Origin of the sequence: Streptomyces sp. CA-294286, assembly GCF_050947155.1 — a bacterium.
Taxonomy (GTDB): domain Bacteria; phylum Actinomycetota; class Actinomycetes; order Streptomycetales; family Streptomycetaceae; genus Streptomyces.
This window is the reverse complement of record NZ_CP192005.1, coordinates 5,627,656-5,648,939: the sequence shown is the minus strand read 5'-3', so window position 1 is coordinate 5,648,939 and position 21,284 is coordinate 5,627,656. Positions and strand designations below refer to the sequence as shown.

The following is a 21,284-nucleotide window of genomic DNA, read 5'->3' as shown; positions in this document are numbered from 1 at the left end:
GCCGATGGGCTGACCCGTCACCCTATCCAGGATGATCTTCACTGTGCCCTCCGGTTCCCCGATCCGGGGGTGGGCCAGGCAAGATGGGGGGCGTGACCCTTATTGATCAGCTCCCGCCGAACGCCGACCCCGACGCCCTCTTCGAGGCCTTTCAGTCCTGGGCCGAGGACCGGGGCATCGCCCTGTATCCGGCGCAGGAAGAAGCGCTGATGGAGGTGGTCACCGGCGCGAACGTGATCTTGTCCACGCCGACCGGGTCCGGAAAGAGCCTGGTCGCGGCGGGTGCGCATTTCACGGCGCTGGCCCAGGACAAGGTCACCTTCTACACCGCTCCGATCAAGGCGCTGGTGTCGGAGAAGTTCTTCGAGCTGGCCAAGCTCTTCGGGCACGAGAACGTCGGCATGCTCACCGGCGACGCGTCCGTGAACTCCGACGCCCCGGTCATCGCCTGCACCGCCGAGGTCCTCGCCTCGATCGCGCTGCGCGACGGCAAGCACGCGGACATCGGCCAGGTCGTGATGGACGAGTTCCACTTCTACGCGGAGGCGGACCGCGGCTGGGCGTGGCAGATCCCGATCCTGGAGCTGCCGCAGGCACAGTTCGTCCTGATGTCGGCGACGCTCGGCGACGTCTCGATGTTCGAGAAGGACCTGACGCGCAGGACGGGCCGACCCACGGCGGTCGTGCGGTCCGCGACGCGCCCGGTTCCGCTCTCGTACGAGTACCGGCTGACGCCCATCACGGAAACCCTGACGGAGCTGCTGGAGACGAAGCAGTCGCCGGTCTACATCGTGCACTTCACGCAGGCGGCGGCCGTGGAGCGGGCGCAGTCGCTGATGAGCATCAACATGTGCTCCAAGGAGGAGAAGGAGAAGATCGCCGAGCTGATCGGCAACTTCCGCTTCACCACGAAGTTCGGCCAGAACCTCTCCCGGTACGTCCGGCACGGCATCGGCGTCCACCACGCGGGCATGCTGCCGAAGTACCGGCGGCTGGTGGAGAAGCTGGCGCAGGCCGGTCTGCTGAAGGTCATCTGCGGTACGGACACCCTGGGCGTCGGCGTGAACGTGCCGATCCGCACGGTGCTGTTCACGGCGCTGACGAAGTACGACGGGACGCGGGTGCGGACCCTGCGCGCCCGGGAGTTCCACCAGATCGCGGGCCGTGCCGGGCGGGCCGGTTTCGACACGGCCGGTTTCGTGGTGGCACAGGCCCCCGAGCACGTCGTGGAGAACGAGAAGGCGCTCGCCAAGGCGGGCGACGACCCCAAGAAGCGCCGCAAGGTGGTCAGGAAGAAGGCCCCGGAGGGCTTCGTCGCCTGGTCCGAGTCCACCTTCGACAAGCTGATCGGGTCCGACCCCGAGCCGCTGACCAGCCGTTTCAGGGTCACGCACACCATGCTGCTGTCCGTGATCGCGCGTCCCGGAAACGCCTTCGAGGCGATGCGCCGTCTGCTGGAGGACAACCACGAGCCGCGCAAGGCGCAACTGCGGCACATCCGCCGCGCCATCGCCATCTACCGTTCGCTGCTCGACGGCGGTGTGGTCGAGCAACTGGACACCCCCGACGCCGAGGGCCGGGTCGTACGGCTGACGGTCGACCTGCAGCAGGACTTCGCGCTGAACCAGCCGCTGTCGACGTTCGCCCTGGCCGCCTTCGACCTGCTGGACCCCGAGTCGCCGTCGTACGCGCTGGACATGGTGTCCGTCGTGGAGTCGACGCTGGACGACCCGCGGCAGATCCTGGGCGCGCAGCAGAACAAGGCGCGCGGCGAGGCCATCGGACAGATGAAGGCCGACGGCATGGAGTACGAGGAGCGCATGGAGCGGCTCCAGGAGGTGTCGTACCCCAAGCCGCTGGAGGAACTGCTGTGGCACGCGTACAACGTGTACCGCAAGAGCCATCCGTGGGTCGGCGACCACCCGGTGTCGCCGAAGTCGGTCGTGCGGGACATGTACGAGCGGGCCATGACCTTCGCGGAGTTCACCTCGCACTACGAGCTGGCGCGCACCGAGGGCATCGTGCTGCGGTACCTGGCGGGCGCGTACAAGGCGCTGGAGCACACGATCCCCGACGACCTCAAGTCGGAGGACCTCGAAGACCTGATCGCCTGGCTCGGCGAGCTGGTCCGCCAGGTGGACTCCTCGCTCCTCGACGAGTGGGAGCAGCTGGCGAACCCCGAGGTGGAGACGGCGGAGCAGGCGCAGGAGAAGGCCGACCAGGTCAAGCCGGTGACGGCCAACGCGAGGGCCTTCCGGGTGCTGGTGCGCAACGCCATGTTCCGCCGGGTCGAGCTGGCCGCCCTGGACAACGTCCGCGCCCTCGGCGAGCTGGACGCCGAGGCCGGCTGGGACGAGGACAAGTGGGGCGAGGCCATGGACGCCTACTGGGACGAGCACGACGACCTCGGCACCGGACCGGACGCGCGCGGCCCCAAGCTGCTCCTCATCGAGGAGGACGCGCCGCACGGCCTGTGGCGGGTGCGGCAGATCTTCGACGACCCGAACGACGACCACGACTGGGGCATCAGCGCCGAGGTCGACCTCGCGGCCTCGGACGAGGAGGCGCGGGCGGTCGTCCGCGTCACGTCCGTCGGTCAGCTCTAGCCCCGCCCCGCACACTCACGGAAGAGGACGAAAACCGATGACGAATCCGGCCGAGAGACTCGTCGATCTGCTCGACCTGGAGCAGATCGAGGTCAACATCTTCCGCGGCGTCAGCCCGCAGGAGCACCTTCAGCGGGTCTTCGGCGGTCAGGTCGCGGGACAGGCGCTGGTCGCGGCGGGGCGCACGACGGACGGCGACCGTCCCGTGCACTCGCTGCACGCCTACTTCCTGCGGCCGGGCCGACCCGGCGTCCCGATCGTCTATCAGGTGGAACGGGTGCGCGACGGGCGTTCCTTCACCACCCGGCGGGTCACCGCCGTGCAGCAGGGCCGCACGATCTTCAACCTGACGGCCTCCTTCCACAAGCCGGAGGAGGGCGGCATCGAGCACCAGCTGCCGCCGCGCCGGGAGGTTCCCCACCCGGAGTCGCTGCCGACGGTCGCCGAGGAGATCCGCGAGCACCTGGGCACGCTGCCGGAGGAGCTGGAGCGGATGGCACGCCGGCAGCCCTTCGACATCCGGTACGTGGACGGGCTGCGCTGGACGCGGGAACAGATCGAGGGCGCGGAGCCGCGCAGCGCGGTGTGGATGCGCGCGGTCGGCCCGCTCGGCGACGACCAGCTCGTGCACACCTGCGCGCTCGCCTACGCCAGTGACATGACGCTGCTGGACGCGGTGCGACTGCCGGTGGAGCCGCTGTGGGGCTCCTGGAACTTCGACATCGCGTCGCTGGACCACGCGATGTGGTTCCACCGGCCCTTCCGGGCGGACGAGTGGTTCCTCTACGACCAGGAGTCTCCGATCGCGACCGGCGGGCGGGGCCTGGCACGCGGCCGGATCTACGACCGTGAGGGACGACTGCTGGTGTCGGTGGTGCAGGAGGGGCTGTTCCGTCAGTACGAAACACGCCCTGAGGCGCACGGATAGTCGTCAGGAATGTACGGGCGGAGCCGTTGCCTCGGCATACCACGTCGACAGCCACTCACGCGGGCGCCCCGGTCAGGACGCTCGGGCACGGCCCGAAGGTCGTCGCCAGCGTGTTGCCACGCGGGTCGGTCGAGGCGACGACGTTGTCCGCGTTGTCGTACGTCAGCGTGGTCTTGCCGCCGTCGGGGTCGGTCGAGGAGATCTGCCGGCCGCGACCGTCGTACTCGAACGTGGTGACGGCCCCGAGCCAGCCACGAAGGCCTGGCCACCCTCCGGAAACCGATCGGGATGGGCTCAGTCCAGCGCGCCGGGCTCCACGATGCACACCGACGTCACCGAGGCGCCCGCTGCCGTACAGCGCATCGCCTCTCTCCCGTCCACACGGACGACGCTCTCGACCTGACCCCCGCCCTCGCCGAGCACCACGGTCAGCGCCGGCACGGCCTCGAAGCCGCTCATGCGTACCGTCACTCGCCAGGGCAACCGGGGTCGATCCACTGCCTTCTCAGCCGCGTCGGCGTCACCGAGCGCGTACGAGATTTCGCTCACACCCGTTCCGTCGACCTCGTACTCCACCAGGAAGACCGGAGCGACCGATTCGACGGCGGGAACCGTGAAGGCCCTGGCTCCACTCACCGCACCCCCCAGCACGCCGGGGTCCTTCCACAGCTCGTTCACGCGGCTTCCTTCCAGCACGAGCCGACCGGCACGGCCGACAGTCGTTCGGCGGCCGATGCTAACAGCGCCCTCACGTCGAACCCCGACCACCACCACGACCTGCCCGCACCGCCGACCCGCCGACCCGCCGACCCGCCGACCCGCCGATCCGCCGACCATGGTCATTTCGGGACGACCACCGCTCCCGGCCCGGTATCACATCCCCGCAACTCGGCAGAAAACCGGCCCGTCTCCGCCGCAGGACCTCCACCCGCCGGACAACCGCTCGTGCACGCCCCGGTTCCTGCGCGTTTACTGGACGGACCCGTTGAGCACCGCTGGGGCACACCGTACGAAGAAGGGGCCATGACGATGACTACCCAAGTGGCGACCGCGCCGGAACCGGAAGCCCTCTGCCACCCGGGGCTGTTCGGGAAGCCGGGCGACGAGGGATGACCGGGCGGCGTTCCCAGGTCAAGTACACGGTCGAGGCGAAGGCCGTCCACGACAGCCTGACCGCGGACCGGCGGGCGACCGTGGACCATGCGGTGCGGGTGCTGTCCCGGGACCCGTTCCACAAACTGGCCACGGCGCAGATCGGCCCCAACGAGACGTACCGCAAGGCCTACGTAGCGCCGGGAATCGTGCTGGAGTACGTGGTGGTGCGCGAGGCCTTCGTCGTCGTCCTCCTCGAACTGTTCGACGAGTCGTCGTACCTGATCGACGAGTCCGAGACCGCGGAGTGACGCGGGCACGGCTCCACGCGTCGGCGGCGGCGACGCTCACGATCGCCGCCGCACTCGGCATCCGGGCCACGGAGGAAGGGGCGTTCGCCAAGTACGCGGGGGTCGCGCTGTACACGGTGCTGCTGTACGCACTCGTCGTCGCCGCACGGCCCCGGGTGCGCCCCATGGCCGCGGCAGCGGTCGCCCTGGGGCTGAGCTGGGCCATGGAGTTCGCGCAACTGTCGCCACTGCCCGAAGAGTTGAGCGCTCGGAACGGCCTGCTGCGGCTGGTGTTCGGCTCGACCTTCCACGCGCCGGACCTCTTCTGGTACGTCGTGGGCGCGGTCTGCGCGTACGGAGTGCACCGCGCGTACGGCCGGGCCGCCGGGCGCGCTCCGGCCGGGCGCGTTCCGACCGGGCGGTAGGGCCTGGTTGCGGGGCGCGTGCCCGGCGGGCAGTGCGGACCGACGGGCGGCGGGCGAGGCAGTCCCGGCACACTCCGCCGCACGACGAGGTCCTCGCCTCCGGCTTTCCGACTGCGGGGTTCCCGCGTCCTGCTTACACTGCCCCGCATGATCACTTCCTGGCCCGCCCACCTCGACGTGGGCGCCGTGCGCTTCGCGCGGCCCACCGCACGCTACGACGACGTACTGGCCTTCTACCGGGACGACTTGGCGCTGCCGGTGCTGGCCGCCTGGCGCGGGGCGGACGGACACAAGGGGTACGACGGCGTGGTGTTCGGCCTGCCGGGCACGCCTGTGCACATGGAGATCACCCAGCACGGCAACCCGCCGCGCATACCCGAGCCGCACCCGGAGAACCTGCTCGTGCTGTACCTGCGCGGGCCCGAGGCCGTCGAGACGGCGGCGGCCCGGCTGCGCGAGCGCGGGCACCGGCCCGTGGCGGCGGCCAACGCGTACTGGCCGGAGCGGGGTGCGGTGCTGTTCGCCGACCCGGACGGCTGGCTCGTCGTCCTGGCGCCGTGGGTGTTCGGCAAGGATCCGGTGCCGCAGCCGAGCTAGCACCCGCGACGCCCCGTGCCCATCGGAACGCAACTCGTCGACACGACGGCAGGCACTGGCAGTCCCCCTCCCCCGCCCGCTGCCGCACCGCCTCCCACGCCTCCCCCACCCTCGCGCGGCCCCCGGCGGGTGACCCGGACTGCCTGGCTGCCGGTTCGGCCCGTGCGGACCCGTCCCCGCATCGTGTCGACGCTTCGACCGCCGCCCCCGCCGCAACCTTCCGCCCTGTCGGCAGTGGTTTCAGCGCGGTCTCCGTCGGCCGTGCCGTGTCCGGGGACGGAAGCGCGCTCAGCAGCTGGGCCAGACCGAGCAGCGCCCGTGAGTGGTACGGACCGAACCGGTGGACGAGGCCGGGATCGCCCTGCGCGGGGCCGCGCCACGGCACCGTGCGGGGGCGTGCCTGCGGGTCGAATCAGGCATGGACGCACCGTCGCGCCCTGCGTGGAGCCACCCACATCGTCCGGCAGCTCGGCAGCCCGGTTGTCGGCGCCAGCGGTTAGCCTGCGACCTTCGGACCGAACAAGCGCAGAGCTACTGACGAGGAGACGGCAGATGAGCCTGTACGACATCCCGCTGAACACCCTGGACGGCGCCCCCACGAGCCTGGCCGCCCACAAGGGCAAGGCCGTCCTGGTGGTCAACGTCGCCTCGAAGTGCGGCCTGACGCCGCAGTACGCGGGCCTGGAGGAGCTCCAGAAGTCGTACGCGGACCGCGGCTTCACGGTCCTGGGTGTGCCGTGCAACCAGTTCGCGGGCCAGGAGCCGGGAAGCGCGGAGGAGATCGCCACCTTCTGCTCGGCGAGCTACGGCGTGTCCTTTCCGCTGCTCGAAAAGATCGAGGTCAACGGCGAGCACCGGCACCCGCTCTACACGGAACTGACGAAGGTCTCGGACGCCGACGGCAAGGCCGGGGACGTCCAGTGGAACTTCGAGAAGTTCCTCATCTCTCCGACCGGCGACGTCGTGGCCCGCTTCCGCCCGCGTACCGAGCCGAACGACTCCGCGCTCGTCGCGGCCGTGGATGCCCACCTGCCCGCCTGAGGTCAGGCGGGTCGCCGCCACGACGGTCGCGGGCGCCCGGTCGGCGAGCGTGGCGTTCCGTGACAGCGCTGCGGCCGTCGTCGCCACGGGCGGCGCGGAGGGCGGCCCCAGGACGGGCCGTGCGGTCGTGGAGGTGCGGAGTCCCGATCCACGCCTCCACGACCGGCCTGCCGAGCCGGGAGCGCCGCCGCGCGTCCGCCGCTCGCTGGCCGTCCGCCGCGGGTCCTAGCGGATCGGCATGCCGGACAGCGTCCGGGCGATCACCAGGCGCTGGATCTCGCTCGTCCCCTCGAAGATCGTGTAGATGGCTGCGTCCCTGTGCATCCGCTCCACCGGGTACTCGCGGGTGTAGCCGTTGCCGCCGAGGATCTGGATCGCCTGAGCCGTCACCTTCTTCGAGACCTCACTGGCGTACAGCTTCGACATGGAGCCCTCCGCCGCCGTGAACGGCTTGCCGGAGACCGCCATCCAGGACGCGCGCCACACCAGCAGCCGGGCCGCGTCGATCTGGGTGCGCATGTCGGCGAGCTGGAAGGCGATGCCCTGGTTGTCGATGATCGGGCGGCCGAACTGCTCGCGGGTCCTCGCGTAGTCGAGAGCGACCTCGTACGCGGCCCGTGCGGTGCCGACGGCCATCGCGCCGACCGCCGGACGGGACGCCTCGAAGGTGGCCATCGCCGCGTTCTTCACTCGCTCGCCGCCGCTCTTCGCGGCCCGTTCCCGGGCGCGGGCGAGGCGCTCGTCGAGCTTCTCCTTGCCGCCGAGCAGGCAACTGCCCGGGATCCGTGCGTTTTCCAGGACGACTTCGGCGGTGTGCGAGGCGCGTATGCCGTGCTTCTTGAACTTCTGGCCCTGGGACAGACCGGGGGTGTTCGGCGGCACGATGAAGGAGGCGTGGCCCTTGGATCCCAGCGCGGGGTCCACGCAGGCGACGACCACGTGCACGTTGGCGATGCCGCCGTTGGTCGCCCACGTCTTCGTGCCGTCGAGGACCCACTCGTCCTTGGCCTCGTCGTACACGGCGCGCGTGCGCATGGACGCGACGTCCGATCCGGCGTCCGGTTCGGAGGAGCAGAAGGCGGCGACCTTCACGTCGTCGGCGTCGCCGTACATCTGGGGTATCCAGGTGCCGATCTGTTCCTCGGTGCCGTTCGCGAGGACTCCCACCGCCGCCAGCCCGGTTCCCACGATCGACAGGCCGATACCCGCATCGCCCCAGAACAGCTCTTCCATAGCCATGGGGATGCCCAGCCCCGTAGGGTCGAAGTACTGCTGGGCGTAGAAGTCGAGCGAGTAGATGCCGATCTTGGCCGCCTCCTGGATCACCGGCCAGGGCGTCTCCTCACGCTCGTCCCACTCCGCGGCGGCCGGGCGCATCACATCCGCGGCGAACCCGTGGATCCAGTCGCGAACCTGCTTCTGGTCGTCGTTGAGATCGAGTGTGAACTCGGCCATATCCCCTCCAGCGCCTGCACGTTACTTGCGGTAACCAGAGTGTGTTACCCACGAGTAGCCCCTGTCAACAGTCCGAGCCGACGGGCAGTGTTACGTTGCGCGGGGGTCACGGAACGCAATCGTCTGGGCGGGGAGAGCACACGATGGAGACCACACAGCAGGCCACCACGCAACGGTCGTCGGCCGAGGCGCGACGCCGCGAACTGCTCGAAGCCGCGGACCGCGTGGTCCTGCGGGACGGCCCGCAGGCGTCCATGAACGCCATCGCGGCCGAGGCGGGCATCACCAAGCCGATCCTCTACCGGCACTTCGGCGACAAGGGCGGCCTCTACCGCGCTCTGGCCAAGCGTCACACCGACGCCCTCCTGGCCGCCCTGCGCGCGGCTCTGGACGCCCCCGCCGGACGTCGCGAACGCGTGGAGCGCACCTTGGACACCTATCTCGCGGCGATCGAGGCGCGCCCCCAGGTCTACCGCTTCCTGATGCACCCGGCGGACGACGCCGCGGCAGCCGCCACTCCCGCCGCCGCGCAGTCCGAGCAGGGTTTCGATGTCGGCCGGCACTCCGCGCCACTGCTGCGCAGGATGGGCGAGGAACTGGCCGAGGTGATCGCCGAGCGCGTCGATCTCGGCCCGAACTCCGAGCAGTTGGCCCGCGTCTGGGGACACGGCATCGTCGGCATGATGCACGCGGCCGGTGACTGGTGGCTGGGGGAACGCCCTTGCTCCCGCGCCGAGTTGGTGGGCAGTCTCGCCGACCTGCTGTGGGGCCGGCTCGCCGCAGCGGGCGACCGTCCGGGCGGCCCGGGGTTCTAGCGGGTCGGGCCCGGCGCGCGGGTGTCGGAGCCCGTACGCACACTCCGCCCCGTACGCGCGGCCCCCGCTCGCCGGACACGCCCCGCCCGCGCCTTCGCGCGCCGGGGCGCCTGGCGTCCGGCGCCTCGGGCAGCGTCAGGAAGTGCGCCCCCAGGGCGCGCGGCGCGCGTCCCGCCGGGACTTCGCCTTGCGCCAGCCGGTGAGCCGGTCGGTGTAGACCAGCCCGTCGAGGTGGTCGCACTCGTGCTGGAGGCAGCGGGCGAAGAAGCCGGTGCCGGAGACGGTGACCTGCTCGCCCGTCACCGTGAAGCCCTCCACGACCGCGTGGTCGAAGCGCGGCGTACCGGCTTCCAGACCGGGCAGCGACAGACAGCCCTCGGGTCCCCGGACGGTCGGGCCGTCGGCCTCGACCAGACGCGGGTTGACGACGTGCCCGAGGTGGCGGACGTCCTCGTCGTCGGGGCAGTCGTAGACGAAGACCCGTACGCTCTCGCCGACCTGGTTGGCGGCGAGACCGACGCCCTCGGCGGCGTACATCGTCGCGAACATGTCCTCGACGAGGCCCGCGAGCTCGGGCCCGTACTCGGTGACGGGCGCGCACGGGGCGTGCAGGACCGTCTCGCCGAGGAGAGTCATCGCGCGTACGGTGCCGGAGCTGCCGGGAATGGGACGGTGTCGCATGGCCGCAAGCCTACGTTCCCGCACGCCGCAGCCGGTCCGCCGCCGGGCCGCGACCGGCGGCGTCATCCCGGCGGAAGCCGACGCCTGCACGCTTTTCGCAGCGCGTCCCGTACCGTCGACCCTGGTCCGCGCCCCTTCCCCACGGGTGCCGCGGTTCGGGCACCCGGCGGGATCTCGATAGGCTGAGCCCGGACTGTTGACCGGTGGACCTGGGGCAAGTGCGGCGCCGGATGCAAGGAGGACAAGTGACGATGGCAGGCAACACGGAGCCGTTGTCGCCGCGGGCCAAGCTGGCCGTGACGGCAGGCAAGGCCGCGGCGGCGGTGTCCCGTGCCGCGGGACGCGGAAGCGGTTCGGTGATCGGCGGAAAGGTCGCGCTCAAGCTCGACCCGGACCTGCTGGGACGGCTCGCACAGCATCTGGACGTGGTGCTTGTCTCGGCGACCAACGGCAAGACGACGACGACCCGGCTGATCGCGGAGGCCCTGCGGGCCAGCGGTCCGGTCGTCTCCAACGCGCTCGGCGCCAACATGCCGGCGGGCATCACGTCCGCGCTGGCGGGCGGTTCGGACGCGAAGTACGGCGTGATCGAGGTCGACGAGAAGTACCTGGCGGGCGTGGCCCGCGACGTGACCCCGAAGGCGATCGCGCTCCTCAACCTCTCCCGCGACCAGCTCGACCGGGCCGCCGAGACACGGATGCTGGCCGAGAAGTGGCGCGAGGGGCTGGCCGGTTCGAAGGCCGTCGTCATCGCGAACGCCGACGACCCGCTGATCGTGTGGGCGGCGTCCTCGTCGCCCAACGTGGTCTGGGTGGCGGCCGGTCAGGAGTGGAAGGACGACGCCTGGTCGTGCCCCTCCTGCGGCGGTGTGATGCAGCGTCCGGGGGACGACTGGTTCTGCGGCGACTGCGGCTTCCGGCGGCCGACGCCGAGCTGGGTGCTCTCCGGGGACCACGTACTGGATCCGCACGGCTCCGCGTGGCCCATCCACCTCCAGCTGCCGGGCCGCGCCAACAAGGCCAACGCGGCCACCTCGGCGGCCGTCGCGGCCACCTTCGGCGTGCCGCCGCAGGTCGCGCTGGAGCGGATGTACCAGGTGCAGGCGGTGGCCGGACGCTACGACGTCGTCCAGTTCCAGAACCGTGAGCTGCGACTGCTACTGGCGAAGAACCCGGCCGGCTGGCTGGAGACGTTCTCGCTGATCAACCCGCCGCCGACGCCGGTGATCCTGGCCGTCAACGCCCGTGGCGCCGACGGCACCGACACCTCCTGGCTGTGGGACGTCGACTACACCCGGCTCGCCGGTCACCCGATCTTCGTCCTCGGCGACCGCAAGCTGGACCTGGCCGTACGGCTCGAAGTCGCGAACCTGGAGTTCCGGGTCTGCGAGAACCTCGACGAGGCCGTGCAGCTCGCGCCGCCCGGACTGATCGAGACGATCGCCAACTACACCGCGTTCCAGGACCTCCGCCGCCGCGTCGGCAACTGACAGAAACCGCAGGGACCATGACTCGAATGAACGACAGCAGTCTGCGGCTGGTCTGGATCTACCCGGACCTCCTCAGCACGTACGGCGACCAGGGCAACGCCCTCGTCGTCGAGCGGCGGGCCCGCCAGCGCGGCCTCGACGTGCAGCGTGTCGACGTACGCAGCGACCAGCCCGTCCCCACGTCGGGCGACATCTACCTGATCGGCGGCGGTGAGGACCGCCCGCAGCGGCTGGCGGCCGAACGGCTGCGCAAGGACGGCGGGTTGAGCCGGGCCGTGTCCAACGGTGCGATCGTCTTCTCCGTCTGCGCCGGGTACCAGATCCTGGGCCACGAGTTCATCAACGACCTCGGCCAGCGCGAGCAGGGCCTGGGCCTGCTCGACGTGATCTCCACCCGCGGCGAGGGCGAGCGCTGCGTCGGCGACGTCCTCGGCGACATCGACGCCCCGCTGAACCTCCCGCAGCTCACCGGCTTCGAGAACCACCAGGGCATCACCCACCTCGGCCCCACCGCCCGCCCGTTCGCCCGGGTCCGCCTCGGCAAGGGCAACGGCACCGGCGACGGCACGGAGGGCGCGTACAACGACACCGTCTTCGGTACGTACATGCACGGGCCGGTCCTGGCCCGCAACCCGCAGATCGCGGACCTCCTGCTGAAGTTGGCCCTCGACGTGAACGCGCTGCCGCCGACCGACGACCGGTGGTACGAGGCGCTGCGTTCCGAGCGCATCGCGAGCGCCACGCAGCCCGCCTGACGCCTCCTCACCCCACGCGTCGCACGGCTTCGCGGCCCCGGCGCTGTTTCACGTGGAACGTCCACCCGTTGGACGCCCGGTTCGGCCCCGTCACTCCGCGCTTGTAGGGTGACGGGGATCCCACCGGACGACGTGGTCCGGTCCTCCGGCCCACGTTGCAAAGGTCTTCGCGCCATGCGTATTGGTGTCCTCACCTCCGGCGGCGACTGCCCCGGCCTGAACGCCGTCATCCGCTCCGTCGTCCACCGTGCCGTCGTCGACCACGGCGACGAGGTCATCGGCTTCCACGACGGCTGGCGGGGCCTCCTGGAGTGCGACTACCGCCCTCTCGACCTGGACGACGTCAGCGGCATCCTGGCCCGCGGCGGCACCATCCTCGGATCTTCCCGCGTCCAGCCCGCGCACCTGCGCGGCGGCGTCGAGACGGCCCGCGGCCACGTCGCCGACCTCGGCCTCGACGCGATCATCCCGATCGGCGGCGAAGGCACCCTGAAGGCGGCCCACCTCCTGTCCGAGGCGGGTCTGCCCATCGTCGGCGTGCCGAAGACCATCGACAACGACATCGCGTCGACCGACGTCACCTTCGGTTTCGACACCGCGGTGGGCGTCGCCACCGAGGCCCTCGACCGCCTCAAGACGACCGCGGAGTCGCACCAGCGCGTCCTGATCGTCGAGGTCATGGGCCGGCACACCGGCTGGATCGCGCTCCACTCGGGGATGGCGGCGGGCGCGCACGCCATCGTGGTGCCCGAGCGGCCCTTCGACATCGGTGAACTCACCGAGCTGGTCGGCAAGCGTTTCTCGGCCGGCAAGAAGTTCGCCATCGTCGTCGTGGCGGAGGGCGCCAAGCCGCGCGAGGGGTCGATGGAGTTCAACGTCGGCAAGAAGGACCAGTACGGGCACGAGCGCTTCGCGGGCGTCGCCAACCAGCTCGCCATCGAGCTGGAGGAGCGCCTGGGCAAGGAGGCCCGCCCGGTGATCCTGGGCCACGTGCAGCGCGGCGGCACCCCGACCGCGTACGACCGCGTGCTCGCGACCCGCTTCGGATGGCACGCGGTGGAAGCGGCGCACCGCGGCCGGTTCGGCATGCTGACGGCGCTGCGCGGCACGGACATCGTGATGGTGCCCCTCGCCGACGCGGTCGCCGAACTGAAGACGGTTCCCGCCCAGCGCTACGAGGAAGCGGAGTGCGTCCTGTGAGGTTCCGGCTGCGGAACTGACGAACTGCCCCCGGTCGCATCGTCGACCGGGGGCAGTTCTACTCTGGACCGGACAACCGGCACGAAACAGGAGTCACTGGATGGATCACAGCGGGCACGGCATGAACATGGACCTGCCGCCGTTCACGCTGGGACGGGGTCTGGAGCTTTCCCCCGACCCCTTTTTCCTGATCGCGTGTCTGGCCGCTCTCGCCCTGTACGGGTGGGGTGTCGTGCGGCTGCGGCGGCGCGGCGACTCCTGGCCGGTCGGGCGCACGGTCTTCTTCGTCGTCGGTGTGCTGACGGTGCTCCTCGTGATGTGCACCAAGCTCAATGACTACGGCATGGTCATGTTCAGCGTGCACATGGTGCAGCACATGATCGTCTCCATGCTGTCGCCGATCCTGATCCTGCTCGGCGCGCCGGTGACGCTCACCCTGCGCGCGCTGCCGGTCTCGGGACGCGGCCGCAAGGGCCGCAAGGGGCCGCGCGAGCTGCTCCTCGCCCTGCTGCACAGCCGGTACATCAAGATCGTCACGCATCCGGCGTTCACGATTCCGCTGTTCATCGCGAGCCTGTACGGCTTCTACTTCACGCCGCTGTTCGACTTCCTCATGGGCAGCAAGGTCGGGCACATCACGATGATGGTGCACTTCCTCGCCGTCGGTCTGGTCTTCTTCTGGCCGATCATGGGCGTCGACCCGGGGCCGCACCGTCCGGGTTACGTGATGCGGATGCTGGAGCTGTTCGCGGGGATGCCCTTCCACGCCTTCTTCGGCATCGCGCTGATGATGGCGTCGCAGCCGATGGTCGAGGCGTACAAGAACCCGCCCGCCTCGCTGGGCATCGACGCGCTCGCCGACCAGAACGCGGCGGGCGGCATCGCCTGGGCGTTCAGCGAGATCCCGTCCGTCCTGGTGCTGATCGCACTCGTCTTCCAGTGGTACCGGTCGGAGCAGCGGGTGGCCCGCCGCTCGGACCGGGCGGCGGACCGGGACGGCGACAAGGAGCTGGAGGACTACAACGCGTACCTGGCCTCGCTGCGTGCGCGCAGCGGTGCGTAGGACAGGCGTGCCGGAACGGGGCCGCACGCCCGCGGGGACCGGGACCGCACACAGGTAGCGGTGGGGCGGCCCGCCGGGTGACGATGTTCCTCCACGCGAAGGAGGTGGCGCGGATGCCCGGTTCACCGAAGTCGATGGGGGTGCTGACCGTCGGGATGCTGGTGCTCGTCACGGCGTACACGGCGGCGTTGGGCAGCAGTGGCTGGCTGTGGTTCGGCTGGGTGGTGCTGTTGCTCGCGACGGCGGGTGCGGCGAGCACGTCGGGCGGCCGCTGACCGGCCGCGGGCCGCACGTCACGCATCGCGTGCCCCGCCGTCGGGGACTGCGGGCGGGGTCAGAAGCGGAAGACCGCTCCGGTTCCCACGTCGAGCATGCACGCGTTGCCGTACGTCTTCTTCCAGTGGATCGTGCGGCCCCGCCAGGTGCCGTGGGCGGTCGCCGTCACCGGGTCGTACTGCTTGGTGCAGGCGTGCCGGTTACCGGTCAGCGCGTCGAAGTCGCCGCGCGCCCGGACGAGGGCGTCGCAGGCGTCCGGGGCGCCGGGGTGGCCGCCGCCGGGCTTCGGCCGGCACGTGAGACCCACGACCCGGATCGAGGAGTCCTCGGTGCCGGAGACGGTGAGCAGCAGCCCGTGCCGCAGGACGGGATGGCCGACGGTTGCGGTCGTGCCCGTCGCGGCGGGGTGACCGGCGGCCGGCGTCGTGTCCGTGGGGCCGGGGTGGCTTTCGGCCGTCGCCGCACCCGCGGGGGCGAGGGCGAGCAGGACGGTCGCCGCGACGGCGGCACGGCGGAGCGGGAGTCGCATGGGAGGGTCCTCCGGGACGGAAGGTGCGTACGGGCCGTACGGCGCGGTCGGGGTGAGGTCAGGGCATCCGGCGCCGTCGCGTCCGGCAACCAGCCGCGCCGTACGGATCCGCGCGCTCGTCCGTCCGGGGTGGTTCGACTGGTCCGTTCGGCCCTGTCCGAAGCCCGGCGGCGCCGCCCGGAAGTGACGTAACGTACCCGCATGATCGTTTTTGTGCCGGCCGGTCTCTGCTTTCTGGCCCTCGTCGTCAGCATGCTGCGGGACCGAAGACGCCTGCGGAACGGTGTCTTCCTGGTCCTTGCCCTGTTCTTCACGGTCCTGGGGCTGCTCGTGACCGCGGCCCGGCTGACGGCGACGGCGAACCAGACGGGCCGCACCCTCGTCGGAGGTCTCGCCGTCGCCGTCTTCGTCGCGGCGGCCCTGGCCCCCTTCACCCTCGCCTTCTTCCTGATCCGCAACGGTCTGCAGATGGTCCGCAAGGAGGGCAGAAGTCCGGCCAACCTGCTGTCGCTGCTGGCGGGGCTGGGCATCATCGGCCTCGCGGTGATGGTCGCGACGACGTTGCAGACGGGCTCGCGGGCGCTCGGCACGGTCACCGTGGTCGCGGTCCTGCTCGTCGGCTACGTCTCGTTCCTCTTCACCTGCTTCCTCCTCTATGCGGCGCTGTACGGCCGGTTCAGGCCGCGCGGCGGTCTCGACTTCGTGGTGGTCCTCGGCGCGGGCCTGATCCGCAACAAGGTGCCGCCGCTGCTGGCCGGCCGGCTGCACAAGGGCCGTGAGCTGTACGAGGCACAGATCGCCGCCGGCGGGAAGCCGATGATCGTCACCTCCGGGGGCCAGGGCCCCGACGAGGACCGCCCGGAGGCCGTGGCGATGGCCGAGTACCTGATCGACACGGGCGTGCCCGCGGACCGGATCCTGACCGAGAACGCGTCGCGGACCACCGAGGAGAACCTCACCTTCAGCGGCGCGCTCATGAGCGAGCGCGTGCCGGGCTACCGCTGCGCGATCGTCACGAACAACTACCACGCGTTCCGAGCCGCGCTGATGGCCCGCAAGACGGGCGTCAACGGCCAGGTGATCGGCTCCCCGACGGCCCGCTACTTCTGGCCGAGCGCCGTGATCCGCGAGTTCGCCGCGATCTTCATGGAGCACAAGGCGGTCAACTTCTCCGTGTGCGCGCTGCTCGTCCTGCTGGGCTCGCTGTCCGGGCTCGCCTGACGGACCCGGCGGGCAGCGCGCCCACGCGCGCACACACCGGAGCGTGGCGTCGGTGCCGGACGTCAGGCATCCCGCTCCCCGCGCGGGCAAGCCCTGCTCCGGAGTCGCGTGCCTGGTGCATCTCACGCAAGGAGGCGGTGGCCACCGTAAGCCGGGTCCCCCAAGGACGAGGGTGTCGACGCGGCGCTCGCGAAGGACCTGCTGAACACCCTCCTGATGCCGGTTGGGGGCCCGGCTGGAAGGCGGACCTGCGCAACAGCGACCCCGCCGTCATGGGCCGCGCGATCGCCGTGGGCTGCGCGGGCCACCCGGCGATCAGCGTGCCGACGGGTTGTGTGCACGGGTTCCCGGCGGGCGTCACCTTCGCGGGCACGGCCTGGAGCGAGCCGCAGCTCATCCGCTTCGCGAGCGCCTTCGAGCGGGCCCATCCGGGACCCCGTGCCGCGTCGTCGGCCTTCGTGGGTTTTCGCGCGGGCTGCGGGGAAAGTCACATGGGTACGACCTGAGACAGTTGCACGGGGCGATTCCTGCACACACACCAATCGCCCCCGAAACAGCCTCTGACCAGCAAAGGCCTAGCCGCGCGGGGTTAAATTAGGGAGCCACCGGGTGTTCTATCACGTGCTCAAGTACGTCGTTCTCGGGCCGTTGCTGAAGTTGCTCTTTCGCCCGCGGATCGAAGGGCTGGCGTACGTGCCCGAGGACGGGGCGGCGATCGTCGCGGGGAACCACCTGTCGTTCTCCGACCACTTCCTGATGCCCGCGGTGCTGAAGCGGCGGATCACGTTCCTGGCGAAGGCGGAGTACTTCACCGGGCCGGGGCTCAAGGGGCGGCTGACGGCGGCGTTCTTCCGCAGTGCGGGGCAGATCCCGGTGGACCGGTCGGGCAAGGAGGCCGGGAAGGCGGCTGTCCGTGAGGGGCTCGGAGTCCTCGCGAAGGACGAGTTGCTCGGGATCTATCCGGAGGGAACCCGGTCGCACGACGGGCGGCTGTACAAGGGGAAGGTCGGCGTCGCCGTGATGGCGATCACGGCGGGGGTGCCGGTGGTGCCGTGCGCGATGGTGGGGACCTTCGAGATCCAGCCGCCCGGACGGAAGGTCCCCAAGATCAAGCGGGTCACCATCCGGTTCGGCGAACCCCTGGACTTCTCCCGGTTCGCGGGGATGGAGCAGGAGAAGGCAGCGCTGCGGGCGGTCACCGACGAGATCATGTCCGCGATCCTCGCGCTGTCCGGGCAGGAGTACGTCGACCGGTACGCGGCCGACGTGAAGGCCGAACAGGCAACGGAGGGGCGCAAGTTTCCGCGACTGCGACACTGAGCCCCCGCATCGGCACGCGGGGCGTGCGGGGGCGTGCGGGAAGGGCCGACCGGTGGGAGAGCACCGGTCGGCCCTTCGTTCATGGCGCCGGGCGGCCCCGGCTTCTGCGGAAGTCGCTCCGGCGTCGGTCGCCGGGTCGGCTGTTCCCTGTTGCGGTGCGGCGCACACGTCACGTGGCGCCGTCCAGATCGGCGTTCATCAGGTAGGCGTGGACCCGGGTCGTCGTGGCACGGGTCGCCCAGGTGGGGGGCTGCCGTGCGAGTCGGCAACACGCTCGGTGATCAGGCGCGAGCCCCGAGCCGCTTGTGGGGTTCCATCGCGCCCGCGCACGGCGTCGCCGCGTCCCAGGTGGCCGCCTGGGTGATCAGGACCGGCGGCAGGCCCTTGCCGGGGCACACCTCCGTCTGCCTGCGGTGTCGTCGGCCGCCGCGGTGGGCGCCGGCATCGCGCTCGCTGTCAGGGTGCCCGCGAGCAAGCTGCCGGTCGCCCCGAGCACTGCGGTGCGTCGCAAGCAGGACCTCTCCCTGTGAGTTGCCGGAGCCCCTGCGTCGGGGGCTCGACGGAATCCTTTCGTCAGGAGGGGCGCGAGGGCCAGACCGTACTGATGTTTCTTTACCGAACCCATAACCGGGCACGAAGTCCCGATGAGCGGTGCAGTACGTGACCGGGGCGCATGAATCCGACTCTCCGGGATACCAGGAAATCCTCAACAGCCGCTAGCGAGCAGGGAGTTCAGAGATGTCCAGCTTCGGATCGAGCAGTCGCACGCACAGCCCCGCCCGGTCGGGGACGAACGGCCTCGCAGTCGCCGGCCTCGTCTGCGGCATCCTGGGACTCTTCTTCCTCCAGATCGTCCTCGGGCCGCTGGCGATCATCTTCGGTATCGTCGCCTACCGGCAGACGCGGGGCTCCGGCATGTCGAAGGCCGCCATCGGCCTGGGCGTCGCCGACCTGATCGTCTTCGCTCTCCTGATGACGCTCGTCGCCTCCACCGGCGGCTTCACCTGGTACGTGGGCGGCTGACCGGCGCCTCATACGGCCGGTACGGCGACGCGGCCCCGCGACTCTTCCCGTACGAGGGCCAGCGCGTCGTCCAGCACTCTGCGCAGTTCCCGCGCGTCCGGCGCCACCGCCGTGACGAGTACGCCGGGGCCCGCGAGCGGGGTGAGCACCGCGGTCTCGCCGAACAGGCGGGGCCGCGGTGGTGCGTTTTCCCACCCCTCCTGCACGAGGAGGAGCTGACCCACAGCGCGGTGGCCGCCGAGTACCGCGCCGCCGTCCCAGCCGCCGGGTGCGCCGGGTCCGTACGACAACTCCTGGTCGAACAGCAGGCGCCCGCTCCGGCGGACGGTCAGGCGGGTGACGAGGGTGCCGGTGGGCTCCCGGTGACGGCCGAGCACCTGCTCCTCGCGGAGCACCAGACACGCGGACGGGGCGAGTTCCACATGCGTCCGCATGCGCAGGTCGCTGCCCCGGGCGGAGATGAGCTGTTCCGGCAGCCAGTGCAGCGCCGCGTGCTGACCCACCGTCAAACGGACGTCGTACGACGCGGGTTCCGCAGTGCGTCCTGGCAGGGCGACGGTGGCTGCCGCCGCGTCGACGGTCAGCCGGGCGCCGTCCTGGACCTCCGCCTCGATCGCGAGGCGGTCGCCGCCCAGCGGTGCACTCATCGCGCCGACGACGGTGACCCGACTGTGGTCGGGTCCACCGCCGGAGGCGCGGGTGCGGCGCAGGGCGAGCGGCCCGTCGCTCTCCAGGACGGGCAGTCGGCCACCGGGGGCCGCGACGATCCGGGCGGTGGCGCGGACGCTCATGCCGCGGCGGTGCGCTCGGGACCGGTACCGGCGACCGTGCCGGTACCGGCCCCGGCCCACTCGGCGAGCTGTGCGCGCACCCAGTCCGCCACCGGTGCGACGCCCGTCTCCGAGGTCAACGAGGTGAACAGGACGGGGAGTTCACCCCGCTGCTCCTTCGCGTCGCGGGCCATCCGGTCGAGATCTGAACCGACGTACGACGCCAGGTCCGTCTTGTTGACCACGAGGAGATCGGCGGTGGTGACACCGGGGCCGCCCTTGCGCGGGATGTCGTCACCGCCCGCCACGTCGATGACGAAGACCTGTGCGTCGACGAGGCCCTTGGAGAAGGTGGCGGTGAGGTTGTCGCCACCGGATTCGACGAGGATCAGGTCGAGCGGGCCGACCGTGTCCTCCAGTTCCTCCACCGCTTCGAGGTTCGCCGAGATGTCGTCGCGGATGGCGGTGTGCGGGCAGGCGCCCGTCTCGACGGCCTGGATCCGCTCGGGCGGCAACACCGCTTCGCGGAGCAGGAATTCGGCGTCCTCGCGGGTGTAGATGTCGTTGGTGACGACGGCGAGGGAGAGAGTGTCGCGCAGCTCGCGGCAGAGGGCGGCGACGGTCGCGGTCTTGCCGGAGCCGACCGGCCCACCGAGCCCGATGCGCAGGGCGCGCCGGGTGCCGTCGGGGCGGGCGGCGTCGGCGCTGACAGCGGTGGCGTGCGAGTGGTCGTGGTCGAGGTGCATGCGGAGGGCTCCCGGGTCTTTGGTACTCGTGGGTGAGGCGAAGTGACAAGGTGGTTGGGACGACGAAGAGTTCATGAAGGGACGGGACGGCGTCACGAGGCAAAGAGGCGTACGGGCCAGGTCGCGTGCGCTTCCGCCGTGATGTCGAGCAGCGGCGCGGAGGCGGCAGGCAGGCTGTCGACGCCGCCACACGCCGCTTCGGCCGCACGCCGCGCGACCTGGTCCAGCTCGGGCGTGAGCCGCGCCAGGACGGCCGTCGCCAGGTACGGATCGAGACCGAGCAGCCGTACGACGGCGGTGGCCGGGCCGCTGACGCTCTCGTACGCGGCACAGTGCGCCGCGTCCTCGGCACCGAGCCCGGCCGAACGTGCGGCGAGCCCGAGCACGACGGGCTGGTGCGCGCCGCGGGGCCGGGCTGCGGCGAGTGCGTCCAGCTCGGGCGACGGCCAGATGGCGCGGGTGGCCCGCATCATCTGGCGGCCGAGCTTGCGTGCGGTGGCGCGCAGCGCGGGCGAGGGGGTACGCGCGTCGGCCGCCTCGTCCAGCTCCAGCGCGTCGAGCCCGTGGGCGGCCCCGGCGGCGAGACCCGCGGCAGTGAGGCCGCTCGTGTGCAGCCGACCGCGGCAGAACGCGGCGAGATCGTGGTGGTCGCGGATGCGCCCGGCCTTGACGGCAGCCTCGGCGCCGCCGGAGTGCGCATGTCCACCGGCCGGGAACCGCCCGTCGGCGAGCACGAGAAGAGCTGCACGGGCACCAGGGAGGCCCCGGGAGGGGTGTACGGCTCGGTCGGGAGCGGCAGGCGGGTCGGTGAGGTCGGTGGCTGAGGTGGAACAGGAACCGACGGACGGGCCGGTGGGGCCAGGGACCGAAGCGGAACAGGAATCGACCGACGGGCCGGTGGGGCCGGGGTCCGAGGCGGAACAAGAACCCACCGACGGGCCGGTGGGGCCGGGCGGCACCG

General features: G+C 71.1%; 23 protein-coding genes. 16 read left to right on the top strand and 7 right to left on the bottom strand.

Annotated elements, in window-relative coordinates; all coding sequences use genetic code 11:
- The first annotated feature begins 92 nt into the window (after window positions 1–92).
- Together ACQPZG_RS29705 and ACQPZG_RS29700 are read left to right on the top strand one after the other, a co-directional pair.
- Window positions 93–2,606 (top strand): DEAD/DEAH box helicase, encoded by a 2,514-nt coding sequence (locus ACQPZG_RS29705; protein WP_433548764.1) that lies wholly within the window; start codon window positions 93–95, stop codon window positions 2,604–2,606.
- A gap of 37 nt (window positions 2,607–2,643) precedes the next feature.
- On the top strand, window positions 2,644–3,534 hold the full coding sequence (locus tag ACQPZG_RS29700) for an acyl-CoA thioesterase (protein ID WP_433548763.1): 891 nt from the start codon (window positions 2,644–2,646) through the stop codon (window positions 3,532–3,534).
- Window positions 3,535–3,828: 294 nt separating this feature from the next.
- Here ACQPZG_RS29700 and ACQPZG_RS29695 read toward each other — a convergent pair whose 3' ends face one another.
- A complete protein-coding gene (locus ACQPZG_RS29695) occupies window positions 3,829–4,212 on the bottom strand; it encodes an MmpS family transport accessory protein (protein WP_433548762.1) in 384 nt (127 codons plus the stop codon).
- Between the two features lie 431 nt (window positions 4,213–4,643).
- Between ACQPZG_RS29695 and ACQPZG_RS29690 the strand changes: the two genes are divergently transcribed.
- From ACQPZG_RS29690 to ACQPZG_RS29675, 4 genes are all read left to right on the top strand, one after another.
- The gene (locus ACQPZG_RS29690) at window positions 4,644–4,937 is read left to right on the top strand and encodes a hypothetical protein (RefSeq protein WP_185033438.1); all 294 of its coding nucleotides are present in this window, start codon (window positions 4,644–4,646) and stop codon (window positions 4,935–4,937) included.
- Window positions 4,934–5,341, top strand: a complete 408-nt coding sequence (locus ACQPZG_RS29685) for a DUF2809 domain-containing protein (RefSeq protein ID WP_433548761.1) — start codon at window positions 4,934–4,936, stop codon at window positions 5,339–5,341. Before ACQPZG_RS29690 ends, ACQPZG_RS29685 begins: the two co-directional genes overlap by 4 nt.
- Window positions 5,342–5,488: 147 nt before the next feature.
- Window positions 5,489–5,938: a VOC family protein gene (locus ACQPZG_RS29680; protein ID WP_433548760.1), complete on the top strand. Its 450-nt coding sequence runs from the start codon at window positions 5,489–5,491 to the stop codon at window positions 5,936–5,938.
- A 552-nt stretch (window positions 5,939–6,490) separates the two neighbouring features.
- On the top strand, window positions 6,491–6,979 hold the full coding sequence (locus tag ACQPZG_RS29675) for a glutathione peroxidase (RefSeq protein WP_433548759.1): 489 nt from the start codon (window positions 6,491–6,493) through the stop codon (window positions 6,977–6,979).
- A gap of 225 nt (window positions 6,980–7,204) precedes the next feature.
- Here the strand turns inward: ACQPZG_RS29675 and ACQPZG_RS29670 are convergent, their stop codons facing one another.
- Window positions 7,205–8,434: an acyl-CoA dehydrogenase family protein gene (locus ACQPZG_RS29670; RefSeq protein ID WP_433548758.1), complete on the bottom strand. Its 1,230-nt coding sequence runs from the start codon at window positions 8,432–8,434 to the stop codon at window positions 7,205–7,207.
- 143 nt (window positions 8,435–8,577) lie between these two features.
- On the opposite strand from ACQPZG_RS29670, the gene ACQPZG_RS29665 reads away from it, so the two are divergent.
- On the top strand, window positions 8,578–9,249 hold the full coding sequence (locus ACQPZG_RS29665) for a TetR family transcriptional regulator (RefSeq protein ID WP_433548757.1): 672 nt from the start codon (window positions 8,578–8,580) through the stop codon (window positions 9,247–9,249).
- Window positions 9,250–9,384: 135 nt separating this feature from the next.
- Here the strand turns inward: ACQPZG_RS29665 and def are convergent, their stop codons facing one another.
- A complete protein-coding gene (def, locus tag ACQPZG_RS29660; RefSeq protein WP_433548756.1) occupies window positions 9,385–9,930 on the bottom strand; it encodes a peptide deformylase in 546 nt (181 codons plus the stop codon).
- Between the two features lie 251 nt (window positions 9,931–10,181).
- Between def and ACQPZG_RS29655 the strand changes: the two genes are divergently transcribed.
- The 5 genes from ACQPZG_RS29655 to ACQPZG_RS29635 all read left to right on the top strand — a co-directional run bounded on the left by ACQPZG_RS29655 (window position 10,182) and on the right by ACQPZG_RS29635 (window position 14,713).
- Window positions 10,182–11,420, top strand: a complete 1,239-nt coding sequence (locus ACQPZG_RS29655; protein ID WP_433548755.1) for a MurT ligase domain-containing protein — start codon at window positions 10,182–10,184, stop codon at window positions 11,418–11,420.
- Window positions 11,421–11,446: 26 nt separating this feature from the next.
- Complete coding sequence (locus ACQPZG_RS29650; protein ID WP_433548754.1) at window positions 11,447–12,175, top strand: type 1 glutamine amidotransferase; 729 nt, start codon at window positions 11,447–11,449, stop codon at window positions 12,173–12,175.
- Between the two features lie 174 nt (window positions 12,176–12,349).
- Window positions 12,350–13,375, top strand: a complete 1,026-nt coding sequence (locus ACQPZG_RS29645) for a 6-phosphofructokinase (protein ID WP_433548753.1) — start codon at window positions 12,350–12,352, stop codon at window positions 13,373–13,375.
- Window positions 13,376–13,475: 100 nt separating this feature from the next.
- Window positions 13,476–14,438 carry a cytochrome c oxidase assembly protein gene (locus tag ACQPZG_RS29640; protein WP_433548752.1) on the top strand — a complete coding sequence of 321 codons (963 nt, stop codon included), beginning with the start codon at window positions 13,476–13,478 and terminating at the stop codon, window positions 14,436–14,438.
- 113 nt (window positions 14,439–14,551) lie between these two features.
- Entirely contained in the window at window positions 14,552–14,713 is a 162-nt protein-coding gene (locus tag ACQPZG_RS29635; protein WP_433548751.1) for a hypothetical protein, read from the top strand.
- A gap of 59 nt (window positions 14,714–14,772) precedes the next feature.
- On the opposite strand, the gene ACQPZG_RS29630 is transcribed toward ACQPZG_RS29635, so the two are convergent.
- A complete protein-coding gene (locus ACQPZG_RS29630; RefSeq protein WP_433548750.1) occupies window positions 14,773–15,243 on the bottom strand; it encodes an SSI family serine proteinase inhibitor in 471 nt (156 codons plus the stop codon).
- A 201-nt stretch (window positions 15,244–15,444) separates the two neighbouring features.
- Here ACQPZG_RS29630 and ACQPZG_RS29625 point away from each other — a divergent pair, with 201 nt between their 5' ends.
- The 4 genes from ACQPZG_RS29625 (at window position 15,445) to ACQPZG_RS29610 (ending at window position 18,807) form a co-directional block, all read left to right on the top strand.
- Window positions 15,445–16,464 (top strand): YdcF family protein, encoded by a 1,020-nt coding sequence (locus tag ACQPZG_RS29625; RefSeq protein WP_433548749.1) that lies wholly within the window; start codon window positions 15,445–15,447, stop codon window positions 16,462–16,464.
- A 272-nt stretch (window positions 16,465–16,736) separates the two neighbouring features.
- Window positions 16,737–16,970 carry a hypothetical protein gene (locus ACQPZG_RS29620; RefSeq protein WP_433548748.1) on the top strand — a complete coding sequence of 78 codons (234 nt, stop codon included), beginning with the start codon at window positions 16,737–16,739 and terminating at the stop codon, window positions 16,968–16,970.
- A 103-nt stretch (window positions 16,971–17,073) separates the two neighbouring features.
- Window positions 17,074–17,784 carry a lysophospholipid acyltransferase family protein gene (locus ACQPZG_RS29615; RefSeq protein ID WP_433548747.1) on the top strand — a complete coding sequence of 237 codons (711 nt, stop codon included), beginning with the start codon at window positions 17,074–17,076 and terminating at the stop codon, window positions 17,782–17,784.
- A gap of 738 nt (window positions 17,785–18,522) precedes the next feature.
- The gene (locus ACQPZG_RS29610; protein WP_433548746.1) at window positions 18,523–18,807 is read left to right on the top strand and encodes a DUF4190 domain-containing protein; all 285 of its coding nucleotides are present in this window, start codon (window positions 18,523–18,525) and stop codon (window positions 18,805–18,807) included.
- Window positions 18,808–18,815: 8 nt separating this feature from the next.
- Here the strand turns inward: ACQPZG_RS29610 and ACQPZG_RS29605 are convergent, their stop codons facing one another.
- The 3 genes from ACQPZG_RS29605 to ACQPZG_RS29595 form a co-directional block, all read right to left on the bottom strand.
- Window positions 18,816–19,598 carry an urease accessory protein UreD gene (locus tag ACQPZG_RS29605; RefSeq protein WP_433548745.1) on the bottom strand — a complete coding sequence of 261 codons (783 nt, stop codon included), beginning with the start codon at window positions 19,596–19,598 and terminating at the stop codon, window positions 18,816–18,818.
- Window positions 19,595–20,323, bottom strand: coding sequence for an urease accessory protein UreG (gene ureG, locus ACQPZG_RS29600; RefSeq protein WP_433548744.1), 729 nt, complete (start codon window positions 20,321–20,323; stop codon window positions 19,595–19,597). The genes ACQPZG_RS29605 and ureG overlap by 4 nt, the downstream gene beginning before the upstream one ends.
- A 92-nt stretch (window positions 20,324–20,415) precedes the next feature.
- Complete coding sequence (locus ACQPZG_RS29595; protein ID WP_433548743.1) at window positions 20,416–21,057, bottom strand: urease accessory protein UreF; 642 nt, start codon at window positions 21,055–21,057, stop codon at window positions 20,416–20,418.
- Between the last annotated feature and the right edge of the window lie 227 nt (window positions 21,058–21,284).